The following is a 17271-nucleotide window of genomic DNA, read 5'->3' as shown; positions in this document are numbered from 1 at the left end:
CAGGCACACAGACGTGAAACCTAGCCACTTACAGTACGCCTTTTGTCGACAAAACATCGGTGATCCGTGCGTCGTATCGGGTTGCGTTGTCGAGCGCCTTTGCAAACGCCTTAAATGCACCTTCAATAATATGATGGTTGTTGATTCCGTCAAGCTGCTTTACGTGCAGGTTCATCTCTGCGCCGTAAGACACTGCATAGAAAAATTCGCGGATCATCTCCGTTTCCAGATCCCCGACCTTTTCCCGGTCCAGCTTCAGGTCATAAACCAGATACGGTCTTCCGCAAAGATCCAGGGAGCAAAGAAGCAGTGCCTCATCCATGGGCAGGATCATGGTTCCGTAACGGACAATGCCTTTTTTATCTCCTACGGCTTCTTTGATCGCATGTCCCAGCACAATACCGGTATCCTCGATCGTATGATGGGTATCGACCTCCAGATCCCCGTCTACATGCAGGGTCAGGTCAAACAGACCATGTCTTGCAAATCCGTTTAACATGTGGTCAAAAAAGCCAATGCCTGTGTGAATATCCGCTTTTCCGGTTCCGTCCAGGTCCAGGGTCAGACGGATTTTCGTCTCTTTTGTGTTGCGTTCTATGGTCGCACAGCGTGCCATGAGCACTACCTCCTGTTCTTATTTGAATGACCGCCTCTTGGGTTTGCTGCTTTCCAAAAGACAATCATTTTCTTGTTTTTTACTCGAAGCGTACGCGGATGGAATTTGCATGTGCAGTCAGATGCTCTGCCTCTGCAAAGGTTTCAATATCCTTATGAACCGGCTCCAGTGCTTCTTTGGAATAGTAGATGATGCTGGATTTTTTAATGAAATCGTCTACACTCAGCGGGGAGAAGAATTTTGCGGTTCCATTGGTCGGAAGGACATGGTTCGGACCTGCAAAATAATCGCCCAGCGGCTCGGAACTGTACTCGCCCATAAAGATCGCGCCGGCATTCTGGATCTTGGTCATGACTTCAAACGGGTTCTTTGTCACGATTTCCAGATGCTCGGATGCAATGGCATTTGCAGTTTCGATCGCGTCTTCCATGGAATCTGCTACCAGGATATAACCATAGTTCTCCAGGGATTTTTCCAGAATCGCTTTTCTGGAGAGTTTCTGAACGAATGCCTCTGCCTCAGCAGAAACTTTTTCCGCCAGTTCCATGCTGGTGGTAACCAGGATTGCAGATGCCAGCTCGTCGTGCTCTGCCTGGGATAACAGGTCCGCTGCGACGTAGCGCGGATTTGCGGTTTCATCTGCAAGGACCAGAATCTCACTCGGTCCGGCGATGCTGTCGATGCTTACATGGCCATAGACCGCCTTCTTTGCCAATGCCACGAAAATGTTGCCCGGTCCGACAATCTTATTAACACGCGGAATGGATTTGGTTCCGAATGCCAGTGCTGCGATCGCCTGGGCACCGCCGACTTTGTAGACTTCGGTAGCGCCTGCCAGATGTGCAGCGATCAGCGTAACCGGATTCACCTTGCCGTCTTTACCAGGTGGTGTTACCATCACGATCTTCTCGACGCCGGCAACCTCAGCCGGGATAATGTTCATCAGTACGGAAGACGGATACGCTGCCTTGCCGCCCGGGACATAGACACCGACGCTGGAAAGTGCACTTACCTTCTGTCCGAGAATGGTTCCGTTCGGTTTACTGTCGAACCAGCTGTAACGCTTCTGTTTTTCGTGGTATTCGCGGATGTTTTTCATGGATTTTTTCATGACAGCCAGAAGATTCGGGTCTACCTGGGAAAGTGCCTCCTGGATTTCTGCCTGGGTCACACGGATGTTGTCTGCAGAGAGCTCTGCGCCGTCAAATTTTTTTGTATACTCGAACAGGGCTTCATCGCCTCTGGCGCGTACATCGTCCACGATCTCCTGGACGGTGCCCTCGTAAGCACTGTAATTGTTCGGGTCACGCTTTAATAAATCTGCAAGGATGTTAGCCCTGCTTTGTTCATCTAATTTTACAATTCTCATGATTGGTTATGCCTCCTGGATCAGATTCTTTAACTGCTGTATGATTTTGGTGATGCGCTCGTGCTCCCGCTTCATGCTGACCTGGTTTACCACCATGCGTGCAGAAAGCGGACAAACTTCTTCGAGGACCGTCAGACCGTTTTCTCTTAAGGTAGAACCGGTTTCTACAATATCGACGATCACTTCGGAAAGTCCAACGATTGGAGCCAGCTCAATGGAGCCGTTCAGTTTGATAATCTCCACAGTCTGATGCTTTTTATTATAGAAGTAATCTTTCGCAATCGCCGGGTATTTGGTGGCAACGCGGATCAGCTCGTGATGCTGCAAAAGCTCTTTGGCTGATTCCGGCCCGCACACGCACATGCGGCATTTGCCAAGCTTCAGGTCCAGAACCTCGTAAAGCTTTCTGCCTTCTTCCAGAATCGTATCCTTTCCAACGATACCGATATCGGCTGCTCCGTATTCCACATAGGTTGGAACATCGTTTGCTTTTGCGAGGAAGAACCGGTAGCCAAGTTCTTCGTTGGTAAAGATCAGCTTTCTCGTATCTTTGTCTTTCATTTCTTCACAGGTGATGCCGATCTTTTCGAAAAGATCGAGGGATTTATTAGCCAGCCTTCCTTTCGCCAGCGCAAAGGTAAGATATCTCATAATTGCCAGTCTCCTTTAGTGAATGTAATCCCGGACGGTTTCCGTGTAAGTCTGATTTACCGATACACCGGTTTCGGTATCATAGACGGATGCGGTGCTTCCGTCATCCAAAAGGCTGATGAGCCGGTGCATCTGGAACCGCCTTGCGTAATCCAGATAAGCATCCATGCTTTCTGATTCGGCACGCGGTGTCAGCTGCGCCGGAATGCCGGCATTGCGGAACTGGCAGGCAAGGCGGATTGCCTTATCTCTCGCTGCCGGGTCGTACAAAATGATGGTATCGTTCATTTTTACATCGATGCGGATCTTCTGGCGGGAAAGAGCCAGAAGAAGCTGGTCAGCCATAATGGCAAATCCGACTGCGGCAGCCTTTTTTCCAAATTGTTCCAAAAGCTTGTCATACCGGCCTCCGGCAACGATGTACTCACCGGTTCCGTAGGTATATGCCTTAAAGATAATGCCGGTATAGTAGGAATATTTGCTCAGCATGCCAAGATCATAGGAAACATAATCGCCAAGACCATAGCTGTCTAAGATTTCCTGTACCTCTTCCAGACGTTTGATCGCATTAAGTGCCCGTTTATTTGTTGTCATCGCTTTCGCGATCCGGATCTGATCAATATCTCCGAAGAGCTCCGGAAGCTTAAGAAAGAGTTTCTTTAAGTCTTCGCTCATGGTCTGCTCCGATAAGAGCTCCTCCACACCGAAGTAATTTTTATTCTCGATCAGGATCCGGAGTTTCTCCTGGGTCTCCTCATCCATTCCGGATTCCTCGACCAGTCCGCGGTAAAATTCCACCTGCCCCAGTTCCACCTGAAATTCCTTTAAACCAGTTTCCTTTAAGGCGTCAATGACCATGGCGATCATCTCTGCATCGGCATCGGAGGTATCATCTCCGATCAGCTCGGCTCCCGTCTGGGTGGATTCTTTTAAGCGACCCTGATAGCTGGTCCCATTGATAAAGGTAGGCCCAAGGTAACATAAGCGAAGCGGTTTTGTCTCATCCATATAATACTTTGCCACGCAGCGTGCAATGGGCGGTGTCATATCCGGACGAAGTACCAGAGTGTTGTTGTCGCGATCAAAGAACTTGTACATTCCCTGGCTGCCTACGCTTCCGCGCTCCTTTTTGAAAATATCGAAGAACTCAAACACCGGTGTCTCAATGCTCTGATATCCGTAAAGCCCGAATACATGCTGGATCTTCTGCTCCACGGCAAGCTTTCTGGCACATTCCTCTGCGTAAATATCACGCACACCCTCGGGGGTATGCAGTAACTGGTTATTCATGTTCATAATCCCGCCTCCAATACTTTGCTGTGGTAAAGCGCTAATTCGTTAACGTGATTCCAATTATAGGAGAAAGTATCTGAATTGTCAATCAATATCTTTCCACTGTTTTCATACATTTTACGACGTTTCCCAAAACACGTCAAATAGACTCCGGTTATGGCTAGTATTCCTCGTTTATTATTTATTAGTATATTTTATATATAATAGCTGTTGTATAAGCATATAGATATATGATACACTAACTTCGTGTTCACATAGAAAAATTATGCAGCTGTAAAAAATGAACAGTTGCGGATCTGCATCATTACAAGAAAAACGTTACTGTTCACGTATGCGTGCCAGGTAACGCAAAATTTGGAAGGAGTTTGAGACTATGGGAGGCTTTTTCGGAGTTGTTTCCAAGCATGACTGTGTGATGGATCTGTTTTTTGGTACAGACTATCATTCTCACCTGGGTACCCGTCGCGGCGGCATGGCTGTATACGGAGAATCCGGTTTTCAGAGAAGTATTCATAATATAGAAAATTCCCCGTTCCGCACGAAATTTGAGCGGGATGTAGAAGAACTGAAAGGAAATGCCGGAATCGGCTCGATTTCGGACAATGAACCGCAGCCATTGCTGATCCACTCTCATTTAGGAAGCTATGCGATCGTAACGGTCGGCAAAATCAATAATGAGGAAGAACTGATCCAACACGCTTTCCAGAACGGACATATCCATTTTATGGAAATGAGCGGCGGCCGGATCAATGCCACCGAACTGACGGCTGCGATCATCAACCAGAAACAAAGCCTGGTTGATGGCCTGCTCTACGCCCAGGATATGATCCAGGGTTCCATGACGATCCTGCTCCTTACGCCAGAAGGAATTTATGCTTCCCGCGACCGCTATGGCCGTACCCCGCTGACCGTAGGCCAAAAAGAGGATGCCTGCTGTGTTTCCTTTGAAAGCTTTGCCTATATCAATCTGGGTTATCATGACTGCTATGAACTGGGACCTGGCGAGATTGTGCGGGTAACTGCAGACGGAGTTGAGCAGCTTTCTGCGCCAAGAAAGGAAATGAAGATTTGTTCCTTCTTATGGGTATATTATGGCTACCCAACCTCCAGTTACGAAGGAATCAATGTGGAAGAAATGCGCTATCGCTGCGGGCAGATCTTGGCCGACCGGGATTTAGGCTGTGGCAGCTGTGAAAACTGTCCGGGGCACAAAAAAGAAACGATCCACCCGGATATCGTCGCAGGTGTTCCGGACTCCGGAATCGCCCATGCGATCGGTTATGCCAACGAATCCGGTATCCCGTTTGCGAGACCGTTTATCAAATACACTCCTACCTGGCCGCGCTCCTTTATGCCGCAGAACCAGAGCCAGCGCAACCTGATCGCAAAAATGAAGCTGATCCCGGTTGGTGCCCTGATCAAAGACCAGAGCCTGCTTCTGATCGACGATTCCATTGTCCGCGGTACACAGTTAGGTGAAACAACCGAATTTCTTTATGAGAGCGGTGCAAAAGAAGTACATATCCGCCCAGCCTGCCCGCCGCTCCTTTACGGATGCAAATACTTAAACTTCTCCCGCTCCAATTCCGAGTTAGACCTGATCACCCGCCGCATCATCCGTGACCGCGAAGGTGATGACGTATCTGCAGAAGTATTAGCTGATTACGCAAATCCGGACAGCAAAAACTATCAGGAAATGGTGGAGGAGATCCGTAAGCGCTTAAACTTCACGACTCTGAAATTCCACCGCCTGGACGATCTCGTCAAATCCATCGGACTTCCGAAAGAATGTTTGTGCACGTACTGCTGGGATGGGCAGGAGTAAATATAACAATATCGCATGATAACAAACGAGGTGCGAAAGCTCCCGCAGCCGCCATGCATGGCAGCTGTGGAAGCTTTCGCACCTTTGATATTTACTGTGCTAAATTGTTATCGCGCTCATCCAGATCCTTCTGGATGGTTTCGAGATAGTGTACCAGAATATCGCGGCTTGCGTGAATCTGATAGCTTTTGTCGATTTCATCGTACGTAAAGCTTTTGCGGCCGCCCTCTTCCATGCGTTTCCAGAACTGCTCCAGATCACGGAACGGGATGTAGTATAGTTCGTCTAACGCTGTAAAGTGCAGGATGATAAAGGCAATCCCGCCCTGCTGCTCAAATTCCTTCATGAAGCGGATCTGGTGCTCATGAACGTTTTGAAGCGGAAAGGTTTTGACGGCACATTCCTTTGCGTCGAAGCAGACCGGAATTCCCTGCACGGCTCCGATATAGTCGACCGTACTTTTCTGGTCGAAGTAGGCCAGCGTAATATGGCGGCTGGACTTGTCGATGCTGATCGGGGTGATCGGGGTTGGGATTTTCTGGATCAGGGCCAGCTTTTTCTCGCGATAAACCTCATTGCTGTGATTGATCATGTCCTCCAGTGTGGAGCCGCGCAGACCACGGCTTTTCCAGGTGCCCATCTAACGCACCTCTTCCGGGAGGGAACCAAGAACTTTTTGAAATTCTCCTGGAACAGGTGCGGTAAAACTCTTTCCGCTTAAGTAGTCCAGCGGTGTGTCCATCTGCGGAAATACCAGTTTCCAGGAATGCAGCATCTGGGAGTGGATATGATACTTTCGTTTTGCCTCTTCATTTACCCGTGGTGTTCCGTATTTGGTATCTCCTACGATCGGATGACCGATGGAAGCCAGGTGCGCGCGGATCTGGTGTGTTCGTCCTGTGATCAGGGTTACTTTTAAAAGCGTGTATGCACCGCTCTGCATCAATGGTTCGTATTCCGTGCAGATTGGCGCACTGTCAGGAAGTTCTTTCTGACTGATTGTGACCTGGTTGGTCTTCTCATCTTTCTTTAAAAATCCATCAATTTTCTTCTTTTCCCGGACTGCACCGGAAACAACACAGAGATAATATTTGTGAAGGGAACGATCCTTAAACATAGCGGATAGCTTCTGCAGACCAGCAAGGGAACATCCGGCTGCAACCAGACCACTGGTATTGCGGTCCAGCCGGTTGCAGACCGAAGGACGGAAGCTGCGTAAGTTTTCCTTTGTGATCTTTCCGGAATCAAGAAGATAATCGATCAGGTATTCCACCAGGGATTCATCCTGTTCCTTTGCTTTCTGGGAAAGCATGCCAGACGGCTTGTTGATCAGAAGGATATGCTCATCCTCGTAAATGATGTGCAGCTTCGTTTTCTTCACCTTTTGAACCTTGACCTCAGAAAATTTTTCAATGGTTTCATCAGCCAGGAACAGTTTGATCTCATCACCCTCGGAAAGTTTTTCGGAACCATCGCATTTCTTGCCATTTAATACGATGTTCTTTTTCCGCATCATTTTGTACAGGAACCCTTTCCCGGCCAGATTTAAGTATTTGGCAAGCAGTTTGTCCAGGCGCTGCCCGGCTTCGTTTTTATTTACGGTAATGGATCTCATAGTCAGGAACTCCTTTTCGTATCTTGCAGTATCTTACGTCTACATGGACAGATTTTTCATCAGTGCAGCTGCATAATCCACAACACCATCATCTTCATATTCGGAAGCTGGCTTTAAGCTGTCCAGCCTGCGCCAAAATGCATGCGGGTCGCGGATCAGTTTTACATTTGGATCCAGTTTATTGGTCTGGAATAATCCGTTGAGTGCTTTTTCAGCCTTGGTCAGATCAGCTTTGTCATTGCTGCAGAAGGCAAATACACCGTTCGGATGCACTGCTACAGCGTCCAGCGGAAGAATCTGTTCTTTTGTTGTTACGATCAGGTCATACAGCATCGTACATTTCTCTTCGTAGCTTTTTGCTTTTTCATAAAATGCGCGGTCTCCTGTACCATATTTCCAGGAGGCAAGAAGTGGCGATGCCAGATTTGCCATTGGAAGTACGGTTAAAATAGCCATGACCGTCAGAATGTTTTTGGCAGCCTGATCGCCGGTCAGCTGTCTTGCGATGAGCTGGGCAATGATTGCAGCGACAAAAATGCCCGTCAAAAGGAGCCGGGACTTTTTATGCTGGTCCCGGTAGCCGTACTCCCCTTTTTTGTATTTTTTCATAAACGTCCCTCTTTCTCATTCTGTTTAAGCATGAAACAAAGCTGACAGGATCACGTTATGCGGACAAAGTTTTGTCAAAATCCAGAATGCTTTCATAAGAAATCCATATACGGATACCTGCCGTCCCAGCATGCTGTCCCGGATTGCCTGCTTCACTACCTTTTTCGGATCGGCCATAACCAGACGCTTATAAAGTGGAATGGTTCGTTTTACCGCACATACTGAGCCATCCTCTGCGACAGATTCACCGACCGTTTCGGCAATATCGAAAAATTCTGTTTTCACAGGTCCCGGACAGACTGCAGTCACATAAATCTGCTTCGATTTCAGTTCCATGGAAAGCGCGCGGCTATAGCTTAAGACAAACGATTTGGTTGCTGCGTAAATGGCAAAACCAGGCTGCGGAAGGAATGCTGCTGCCGAAGCAAACTGTAAAATACGGCTGTTTTTCGTCATGTATGGCAAAACCAGACGGGTCACGCCGGTCAGCGCATGACAGTTTAAATCGACCATGCCAAGCTCTTCCTGCAGGGATAATTCCTCTGTTTTTCCAATCTTTCCAAATCCGGCTCCGTTTACTAAAATTTTCACGTCCGGTTTTTCTAAGCTCAGATCATGTTCAAGGACTGCCAAAGAAGCCGGATCCTGAAGATCTGATTCCAGGATTTTCAAAGGTACCGGTACTTCCTTTTGTAAGTCTTTAAGCCGTTCTTTTCGCCTTGCGATGACCCAGATTTCCTCCAGACCGGAAAAGCGGTCGGCCAGCTGGATCACACATTCCCGTCCCATTCCGGAAGATGCTCCGGTCACAATAGCAATTTTTTTCCGTGTCATTTTCATGCTTCACGCTCCTGATTCTTTTCTGGATTGCTAATCTTATTTTTTCTTATGAACGTTGCGGATCGTTTTTTTCTTTCCCGGTTTGTGATTTTCCATTCGTGCATCAAAAATCTGTTTTCCTGCAGACCGGCTTGCATTGTTTCCCGAAAAACGGGCTGCACTGCTGCCTGCCGGTGTTTTTGCTGTTTTTGCTTTCCCTGTTCCAGTGGCAAAACCAACCGTCTCCCGTCCGCTGTTTCTGTTTCCAGACTTCTTTGAATCGCCAGCAAAAGAAGAACCAGCTCCCCAGCGCATCTCCCGTGGACGGATCAGACATTTTTTATCAAATCCGATCAGGTCGGTGCGTCCGGCTTTGATCAGGGCTTCTTTTACCAACTCATAGTTTTTCGGGTTGCGGTACTGGATCAGGGCACGCTGCATGGCTTTTTCATGCGGGTTATGCGGCACATAGACTTCTTCCATGGTACGCGGATCGAGTCCGGTGTAATACATGCAGGTCGAGAGCGTGGACGGTGTTGGATAGAAATCCTGCACCTGTTCCGGCATATACCCAAGATCACGCAGGTATTCTGCCAGTTCCACGGCCTCTTTTAAGGAAGAGCCCGGGTGGGAGGACATCAGGTATGGGACCAGATACTGCTCTTTCCCAATCTTTTTGTTCATCTCTTTGTATTCTTTTACAAACTGCATATAGACCGAATTTTTCGGTTTTCCCATGCGCTTTAAGACCGCATCGGCTACATGCTCCGGAGCAACTTTTAACTGGCCGCTGACATGGTATTCACAGAGTTCCCGCAAAAATGCCCGGTTTTTGTCTGCAAGCAGATAATCGAACCGGATACCGGAGCGGATGAATACTTTTTTCACTTTTGGAATTGCCCGAAGCTTGCGCAGCAGGGAAATATAGTCGCTGTGATCTGCCCGGATGTTTTTGCATGGCTCCGGGAAAAGACACTGCTTATTCGGGCATGCCCCCTTTGTCAGCTGCTTTTCACAGGCCGGGAAACGGAAATTGGCCGTCGGACCACCAACATCGTGGATATAACCTTTAAAATCCGGTTCTTCGGTCAGAAGTTTTGCTTCCTCCACCAGGGATTCATGGCTTCTGGCCTGGATGATGCGGCCCTGATGGAACGTCAGTGCGCAGAAACTGCAGGCACCAAAGCAGCCACGGTTACTGATCAGACTGAACTTGATTTCCCGGATGGCCGGAATACCGCCTGCTGCCTCATAACATGGATGGTAATTACGCATATAGGGAAGTGCATAGACTTCGTCCATCTCTTCCTGGGTCAGTGGCTTGGCTGGCGGATTCTGCACAACAAATTCTTTGCCGTAATAAGGTTCTACCAGGCGTTTCCCAAGGATTGGGTCTGTATTGCTGTACTGGACATAGAAACTCTTTGCATAGACCTTTTTATCGTCTTTGAGTTCCTGGAAATCCGGAAGCATCTTATAATCATATACAATATCCAGATTTCTTGTCTTGAATACCGTTCCGTCGATGAAGGTAATGTCCTTTATGTCAATTCCGCTGTTTAAGGCATCTGCGATCTCTACAATGGAATGTTCTCCCATACCATAGGAAATCAGATCGGCCTGGGAGTCCAGAAGAATGGAACGTTTCAGCCGGTTTGACCAGTAATCATAATGGGCGAGACGCCGCAGACTTGCTTCAATACCACCAATGACAATGGCTGAATCTTTATAGACAGAGCGGATCAGATTGCAGTATACGATGGTCGCATAATCCGGGCGTTTTCCCATAACACCGCCCGGCGTGTAGGAATCCTGCTGTCTGCGCTTTTTTGAAACTGAATAATGGTTTACCATGGAATCCATGTTCCCGGCAGATACTAAAAATCCGAGACGCGGTTTTCCGAGAATCTGGATGCTTTCCGGATCTTTCCAGTCTGGCTGTGCGATGATTCCCACTTTGTAGCCACGGGACTCCAAAAGACGGCTGATGATCGCCGGTCCGAAAGACGGATGGTCCACATAGGCATCTCCGGAAACGTAAACAAAATCGCACTGCTCCCAGCCGCGCCGGTCCATATCTTCCCGGCAGATCGGCAAATAATCATGTATCATAAAATGAATCTCCCTGTTTGTTGCTTTTTACGCGCCGGATAAATAAAATTCCGAAAACGCGTATTATCGTTCTATATCAAAAAGTTTCGTAAAATCAGAAATATAGTAATCTGCCAGCGCCTCTTTTTCTTCCCGCATTCCCAAAGAAAATTCATCTTCGACCGCGCAGACTGTCATACCGGCCCGTTTTCCGGCAAGAATTCCGGCAGGTACATCCTCAAAGACCATACACTTAGCTGGTTTGACTCCAAGCCGCTTTGCCACTTCCAGATAAATATCCGGAGCAGGCTTTCCTGCAGCAACCTCGCATGCCGTTGCAATAACCTGAAAATAAGACTTGATGTGCAGCGATTCCAGCACTGCGTCTACCATATCGCGGCCATTGCTGGTGGCAATACCAGCCTTTTTCCCCGTTTGCTTCAGATAGGTTAAAAGCTGCATCGCTCCGGTTTTTAACGGTACTTCCTTCCGGTATTTCTCGATGCTCATACGAATCCAGGTCTGTTTGATCTCATCGATGGAGTCCGGAATTTCAAAGCGTTCTTTAAAATATTCAGCCGTTTCCGAGAAACTCATACCTTCGATTACCTTCTGAAGATCCGGTGGGCAGGTAAGTCCGAAACTGCCTAAGTATTCGATGTCAATCTCTTTCCACATCCACATGGAGTCGACCAGCGTTCCGTCCAGGTCAAATAATACGGCATCCATCTGTTCGAGAGCCTGCCCCGCTGCTGGGACCTTTGCTGATGCCAAATTATCCAACACTGTCGGTGTTTTTTCTGATGTCGGTACCAGAGTGGATTCCGGATCTTTTTGAGAAGTTCGTGCCGGATCAGCAGCTGGTTGAACCATTGGAGCTGTCAGTGCCTGAAGTTCTTTTTCGGTGAGTGCCCGGTACTCTCCCGGTTTCAGGGATAGATCGAGTTTCAGGCTTCCCATGGACAGCCGCTTCAAAAATACAACGTGACAGCCAAGCGCTTCAAACATGCGCTTTACCTGATGAAACTTGCCTTCCTGGATCGTCAGGAGGATTTCTGCGCCTGCAGATGTTTCAGCCTGCTCTGACCACTGCTTTGTAACTTCCAGTTTTGCAGGCATCACAGGAGTTCCATCGGTTAAGGTTATTCCTTCCGCCATCTGCTTTACGCAGTCTTTTGGAAGAACACCTTCAATCTTTGCGTAATACACTTTGTCAACGTGCTTTCCCGGGGCTAAAAGCCGGTGGGTCAGATCTCCGTCATTGGTCAGAAGCAGCAGACCTTCTGTGTCGATATCCAGACGCCCTACCGGGAAAAGATCACTCCGGTTCTCTCCGCTTAACAGATCAATTACGGTTTTATGATGTTTGTCTTCCGTTGCAGAGATCACGCCCTGCGGTTTATAGAGCATGATATACTCCAACGCCCGGTAGCTGACTACTGCACCGTCAAACATTACCTGATCCGTATCCGGGTCGATCTTGCGCTCCGTTTTCTTTTCCGGAACTCCATTTACCTGGATCCGTCCTTTTTTTGCCGCTTCTTTGATCTGGCTGCGGCTGCCTTTATTCATTTCTACCAGATATTTATCCAGTCTGATTAATTTTGCCATTACTGCCACCGCCATCCTGGGTAATATTTATTCTTAAAGCTGCTTCCGGTATACTTGGCCCAGCCAAGCGGATATCCGTCCACTCCGATCAGAACCCATCCTTTTTGAAATGACTCGCCGGGATTTGGAAAGATCGTCTCGCCTTTTAAGTAGCGGATCGTCCGTTCGTCATCCGAGGATAAGGATAAGCTTTGGGAGAATTCCCGCATCGAAAGCGCCATGGCTACAGCCTGGGATGGCTCAAACCGGTTCTTCTTCCACTCACCAAGAAGCAGGCCGGTTCTTAAATAGCGCAGATTCCAGGTCTTCTCAAAACACTCCGGAAGATAATAAACCATGTGATCCCGCACCATCATACGACTGCGGTCAAACGATCTTTTCAGCATGGCTTCCCACTGCAGAAAATCACTTTCTTTTTCCAGGCGGCGTGCCTCAGCCGGTACCTTCCCAGCGAAAGCAGGCTCGCGCCCAGGCTGGCTTTGTTCTTCCAAAGCGTTTTCTTTTTTCTTTAAGAGGGCAAGGAAATGCCCTTCTCCTTCTACTTTATGTGGGAATAACCGGATGACCGGCATTCCATTGATTCCGCTGCATGCACCTTCCCACGGAATCAGCGGAACCAGTTCCATATCTGGTTCTGTATGCAAAAGCCACTCAATCGTATCTTCATCTTCGATTTGTGCAAAGGTACAGGTGGAATATAAAAGCAGGCCGCCTGGTTTTAGCATGCGTACCGCAGAAGCGAGGATTTCACGCTGAATGGGTGCATAAGCCTCTGGTCCCCGGTCCAGCCAGCTTTTGATCAGATCCGGATCTTTCCGGAACATGCCCTCTCCGGAGCATGGTGCATCGACCAGGATTTTGTCAAAATACGGACCAAAGACCGAAGCAAGCTTCTCGGGAGTCTCACTGGTCACGCAGATATTGGGAATTCCAAATAATTCCAGGTTTTTTAACAGCGCTTTCGCCCTGGAATTGCTGATATCGTTGGAAACCAAAAGTCCTTCGCCCTGAAGTTTTGCACCAAGTTCCGTGCTTTTTCCGCCGGGAGCCGCACACAGATCCAGTACCCGGTCTCCCGGCTCTACCGGGAGAACAGCAGCCGGTGCCATGGCGCTCGGCTCCTGCAGATAATAAAGTCCGGCATAGTAGTATGGGTGGCGGGATGCTTTTGCCTCCTCACTGATATAATAACCGTTCTTCGTCCACAAAACCCGTCTGAGTTCAAATGGAGAAAGGTTGTTTTCCCATTCATCCGGTTCGATTTTGGACCGGTTGACTCGAAGTCCTGCATATGGCTTTTTCTCATAACTTTCCAGCCATGCATCATAATCCGTTCCTAACAGCAGTTTCATCTGTTCCAGGAATGTTTCTGGTAATCGCATAAATCTCCTCCTAGCATAAGTAAGCTAAGTATAGCATAATTTAATTCAAGTGAAAACCGGTTTCTCAGGAGTCTGCCATGCCTTACGCCTTCCCCTTTGCCCCTGTATTGATCCTGATTTTTTTTATGATCCTGCTGTTTCCGCAATACAGCGTAGAGGGGGCTTCGGACGGGCTTTTGTTATGGTTTCATACGGTGCTGCCCGCACTGGCTCCGGCTATGATCTTTACCCGTCTGATTCTGGATATCGGCGGCGCATCTGTGCTGATGCGTCTTTTGCGCCCATTGTTTTCCCGCATTTTTTCCTTAAGTGAGCAGGGAAGCTTCATTCTTTTTTGCGGGATGCTTTGCGGTTATCCGGTCGGTCCTTCCCTTTGTTCCAGATTTTTATCCCAAAATCAGATTTCCGAAAAAGAAGCTTCTTATCTTCTTGCACTTTGCAGCTATCCAAGTCCCATGTTTCTGTTTGGATATGTAAGACAGCAGCTGAAAGAACCGGTATCCCCGGTTCTTCTGTTTTTGGGAATCTACGCCCCGGTATTTTTGTTGTCTGCAGCAGCCAAAAGCGTAATCGCCTATCCAGATCTGTCTGACCGTTCAAAAATCTCAGAAGATCCGGTCAGTTCCGTCCCGGTCAGCCAAAACGCATGCACGACGTTCCAGGGAGACCCGCAGCATTCGGGACACTCTTCCGGTCTGGATTCTATCTTGTACGAAGTATGCGATACCATGGTCCTGATCGGTGGATATATGATGCTGTTTTCCATATTGGTTTGCTTTATTCGTCACGCAGAATGGATTCCGCCCAGGATTTCCGCCATTTTGTGCGGCATTTTTGAAATGACAACCGGAATCCATCAGATCTGCCAGACTTTTCCGGCCGCCGGACAGCTTCCGCTCAGCATGGCATCGGCTGCCTTTGGTGGGATTTCCGGAATTTTTCAGGTAAAGAGTGTTTTGGTTCAGGGCAAGAAAAATGCCGGATTTGATATCCGGCATTACATAGGATGGAAGCTCCTGCACGCAGGGCTTTCCATGCTCATGATTACTGTTCTTCAGCTGGTGCTTCCTCTGGGGTTTCCTCAACACTGGTAACACTGCCAGCCAGTTCTCCACGGTTGGAAGAAACGATATCGTAGCTGGACTGCATGGAAGAAAGAAATGCGTCAAAACGGCTCTGTGCGCCCTCCATGGAATGGGTAATGATCGTCTGCAGGCTGTTTAACATATCGTCGGTATAATTGATGGAAGCCTGGCGGATACCGTTTGCCTCATTTACTGCCTCATCGATGATGGTCTGTGCCTGTGCCTGTGCGTCTTCTACAACACGGTTTGCTTCTGCATATGCTTTCTGCATGATCTCATGCTCGTTTACCAGTTCGTTGGTCTGTGCGGTTGCTTCGGCTACCATAGCGTCAGCCTGCGCACGTGCCTCGTTTAAAATGGCATCCTGGTTGCTGATGATCTTCTGATATTTTTTGATTTCATCCGGAATACGGAGTCGAAGCTCGACCAGCAATTCCTCCAGCTCTTCCTTGTTTACCAGGATTTTCGTATTAGAAAGAGGCTGAAATTTACAGCTGTCAATATATTCTTCGATCTCACCGATCAACTGTTCGATTCTACTCATGATTAATTCTCCTTAACGCGTTTTTCTATCACTGCGCAGACCTGCCGGGAAGTTACACGGCTGTTACCTGTTTGCCATCTTCTCACGCACTTTTTCTGCAATCGCCGGATGCAGAAATTCATGGATATCACCCTGGTAACCAGCGATTTCCTTTACGATACTGGAGCTCAAATAGGAATATTTTAAGTTCGTCGTTAAAAAAATGGTATCGATATCCGGAGCGATCACCCGGTTTGTCTGTGCCATCTGAAGTTCATATTCAAAATCTGTGATTGCACGAAGTCCTCTCACGACCACATCTGCTTCACACTGGTGCACAAAGTCTACCAGAAGGCCTCCAAAAGAACGGATTTCCACATTTGGTAAATGAGAGGTTACATCCTCTAACATCTTAACACGTTCTTCGACAGAAAACAACGGAGTTTTTGAATTATTCTGCAAAACTCCGACGATCAGACGGTCCATCATATGCGCAGACCGCTCAATGATATCCAGATGTCCCAGGGTTACTGGGTCAAAACTTCCAGGGTATACTGCTATTGCCATATCATTCTCCTCGATAGACAAATACATGTTTATTTGTCTTGTATTCTTTTATTTTCTCTGTAATGTAACCCATAGAAGACAGATAGGAAAAATCTGTCTCAAGGGATGCTTCGATGATCAGGGTACTCTGTTTATCGATCATGGAAGAGGTTTTTAAATAGTCTAACATCTGTTTTTCTAATTCATGGTTGTATGGGGGATCCATGAAAATGAAATCAAACCGGTATTTTCCTTCCAGACGTTTCAATGCTGAAAGCGCGTCACAATGCATGACAACGGCTCTTTCTTCTAGCTTGGTTGCTTTTAAATTATCACGGACAATCTGCACTGCGGCTTCATTCTGTTCCACAAAAACAGCCTGTCCGGCTCCACGGCTTAATGCCTCAATGCCGATTCCTCCGCTTCCGGCAAAAAGATCCAGAAACGTACAGTCTGCCAGATCGTATTGAAGCATATTAAAAAGTGTTTCCTTAATGCGGTCCTGCGTTGGACGAGTGTTCATGCCCTCCAGTGTTTTTAACTGGGTACGTCTCGCACTCCCTGCGATTACTCTCATATGATTCTCCTGTCATGAAAAGATTCCTTTTACTGTCTTCGTGCAGTAATCTGGCATCTTTGCAAATATAATATCAGGTAATTGTTTATGTATACAATTACAATCACAGCAATTATAGCGTTAATTTTTCGGATATACAAGTAAATTATGGTGTGGTTTCGTATCTTTTTTTATACAACAAGCAATGCAATCCGTTACATGCTGTTGTTTTCACAAACCATATTTTCTTATGAAACATCGAAAAGACCCGCAGTTTTGTACCGCGGGTCCTCTTTTCGATTATTTCCGGATTTTATCACGAAATATCATGATTACTTTCCTGCCATCTGTCTTTCCTGAGCCTCGATCATTTTTTTGACCATATAACCGCCGACAGAACCATTCTGCGCAGAAGTTAAGTTTCCGTTATAACCATCGGATAACGGAACGCCCAGCTCATCTGCAACCTCCATTTTAAAACGATCCAGTGCTTCTTTTGCTTCCGGGACCTCTGCCCTGTTAGAAGATCTGCTTGCCATAATTGGTCTCCTTTCTTAAGCGCCTGCCGTAAAGCAGGCGTTTTCTCCTGCGTTACAGCTGGTTTGTTTTTTGTTACGTTCCTAGTATGTGCTTAAGAAAGAATCTTACCCTGGCATCTTCTGCGTAAATTGACAGAATAT

Annotated in this window: 17 protein-coding genes; 2 read left to right on the top strand and 15 right to left on the bottom strand. The window is 47.6% G+C overall.

The features are described from left to right. Positions 1 to 28: 28 nt before the first annotated feature. The 4 genes from hisB to hisZ all read right to left on the bottom strand — a co-directional run bounded on the left by hisB (position 29) and on the right by hisZ (position 3932). On the bottom strand, positions 29 to 616 hold the full coding sequence (hisB, locus tag DWZ40_RS02220) for an imidazoleglycerol-phosphate dehydratase HisB (protein WP_118540514.1): 588 nt from the start codon (positions 614 to 616) through the stop codon (positions 29 to 31). A gap of 79 nt (positions 617 to 695) precedes the next feature. After that, positions 696 to 1985 carry a histidinol dehydrogenase gene (gene hisD, locus DWZ40_RS02215; protein WP_118540513.1) on the bottom strand — a complete coding sequence of 430 codons (1290 nt, stop codon included), beginning with the start codon at positions 1983 to 1985 and terminating at the stop codon, positions 696 to 698. 6 nt (positions 1986 to 1991) lie between these two features. Then, on the bottom strand, positions 1992 to 2636 hold the full coding sequence (gene hisG / locus DWZ40_RS02210) for an ATP phosphoribosyltransferase (RefSeq protein ID WP_182430446.1): 645 nt from the start codon (positions 2634 to 2636) through the stop codon (positions 1992 to 1994). Positions 2637 to 2651: 15 nt separating this feature from the next. Next, complete coding sequence (hisZ, locus tag DWZ40_RS02205; protein ID WP_182430447.1) at positions 2652 to 3932, bottom strand: ATP phosphoribosyltransferase regulatory subunit; 1281 nt, start codon at positions 3930 to 3932, stop codon at positions 2652 to 2654. Between the two features lie 370 nt (positions 3933 to 4302). Between hisZ and DWZ40_RS02200 the strand changes: the two genes are divergently transcribed. After that, positions 4303 to 5754, top strand: coding sequence for an amidophosphoribosyltransferase (locus tag DWZ40_RS02200; RefSeq protein WP_118540511.1), 1452 nt, complete (start codon positions 4303 to 4305; stop codon positions 5752 to 5754). Positions 5755 to 5845: 91 nt separating this feature from the next. Here the strand turns inward: DWZ40_RS02200 and DWZ40_RS02195 are convergent, their stop codons facing one another. The 7 genes from DWZ40_RS02195 to DWZ40_RS02160 all read right to left on the bottom strand — a co-directional run bounded on the left by DWZ40_RS02195 (position 5846) and on the right by DWZ40_RS02160 (position 13881). Further along, positions 5846 to 6394, bottom strand: a complete 549-nt coding sequence (locus tag DWZ40_RS02195) for a Holliday junction resolvase RecU (RefSeq protein WP_118540510.1) — start codon at positions 6392 to 6394, stop codon at positions 5846 to 5848. After that, on the bottom strand, positions 6395 to 7369 hold the full coding sequence (locus DWZ40_RS02190) for an RluA family pseudouridine synthase (protein ID WP_118540509.1): 975 nt from the start codon (positions 7367 to 7369) through the stop codon (positions 6395 to 6397). Positions 7370 to 7408: 39 nt separating this feature from the next. Next, a complete protein-coding gene (locus DWZ40_RS02185) occupies positions 7409 to 7978 on the bottom strand; it encodes an O-linked GlcNAc transferase-like protein (RefSeq protein WP_118540508.1) in 570 nt (189 codons plus the stop codon). 24 nt (positions 7979 to 8002) lie between these two features. Next, entirely contained in the window at positions 8003 to 8812 is an 810-nt protein-coding gene (locus DWZ40_RS02180; protein ID WP_118540682.1) for an SDR family NAD(P)-dependent oxidoreductase, read from the bottom strand. 42 nt (positions 8813 to 8854) lie between these two features. After that, complete coding sequence (locus tag DWZ40_RS02175; protein ID WP_118540507.1) at positions 8855 to 10909, bottom strand: YgiQ family radical SAM protein; 2055 nt, start codon at positions 10907 to 10909, stop codon at positions 8855 to 8857. 63 nt (positions 10910 to 10972) lie between these two features. Then, complete coding sequence (locus DWZ40_RS20420; RefSeq protein ID WP_347560025.1) at positions 10973 to 12499, bottom strand: pseudouridine synthase; 1527 nt, start codon at positions 12497 to 12499, stop codon at positions 10973 to 10975. Further along, positions 12499 to 13881, bottom strand: coding sequence for an RsmB/NOP family class I SAM-dependent RNA methyltransferase (locus tag DWZ40_RS02160; protein WP_118540506.1), 1383 nt, complete (start codon positions 13879 to 13881; stop codon positions 12499 to 12501). The genes DWZ40_RS20420 and DWZ40_RS02160 overlap by 1 nt, the downstream gene beginning before the upstream one ends. Positions 13882 to 13988: 107 nt before the next feature. On the opposite strand from DWZ40_RS02160, the gene DWZ40_RS02155 reads away from it, so the two are divergent. Beyond that, entirely contained in the window at positions 13989 to 14975 is a 987-nt protein-coding gene (locus DWZ40_RS02155) for a hypothetical protein (RefSeq protein WP_147354122.1), read from the top strand. On the opposite strand, the gene DWZ40_RS02150 is transcribed toward DWZ40_RS02155, so the two are convergent. From DWZ40_RS02150 to DWZ40_RS02135, 4 genes are all read right to left on the bottom strand, one after another. Then, complete coding sequence (locus DWZ40_RS02150; protein ID WP_118540504.1) at positions 14926 to 15510, bottom strand: vacuolar family H+-ATPase subunit H; 585 nt, start codon at positions 15508 to 15510, stop codon at positions 14926 to 14928. The genes DWZ40_RS02155 and DWZ40_RS02150 overlap by 50 nt on opposite strands. 63 nt (positions 15511 to 15573) lie before the next feature. After that, on the bottom strand, positions 15574 to 16056 hold the full coding sequence (gene coaD / locus DWZ40_RS02145) for a pantetheine-phosphate adenylyltransferase (RefSeq protein WP_118540503.1): 483 nt from the start codon (positions 16054 to 16056) through the stop codon (positions 15574 to 15576). 1 nt (position 16057) lies between these two features. After that, positions 16058 to 16612 (bottom strand): 16S rRNA (guanine(966)-N(2))-methyltransferase RsmD, encoded by a 555-nt coding sequence (gene rsmD / locus DWZ40_RS02140; protein WP_118540502.1) that lies wholly within the window; start codon positions 16610 to 16612, stop codon positions 16058 to 16060. Between the two features lie 311 nt (positions 16613 to 16923). Next, on the bottom strand, positions 16924 to 17130 hold the full coding sequence (locus tag DWZ40_RS02135; protein ID WP_118540501.1) for an alpha/beta-type small acid-soluble spore protein: 207 nt from the start codon (positions 17128 to 17130) through the stop codon (positions 16924 to 16926). Positions 17131 to 17271: the final 141 nt, after the last annotated feature.

It is taken from the genome of Clostridium sp. AF32-12BH (genome assembly GCF_003477935.1).
GTDB lineage: Bacteria > Bacillota > Clostridia > Lachnospirales > Lachnospiraceae > Brotaphodocola.
This window is presented reverse-complemented; position numbering and strand designations above follow the sequence as displayed.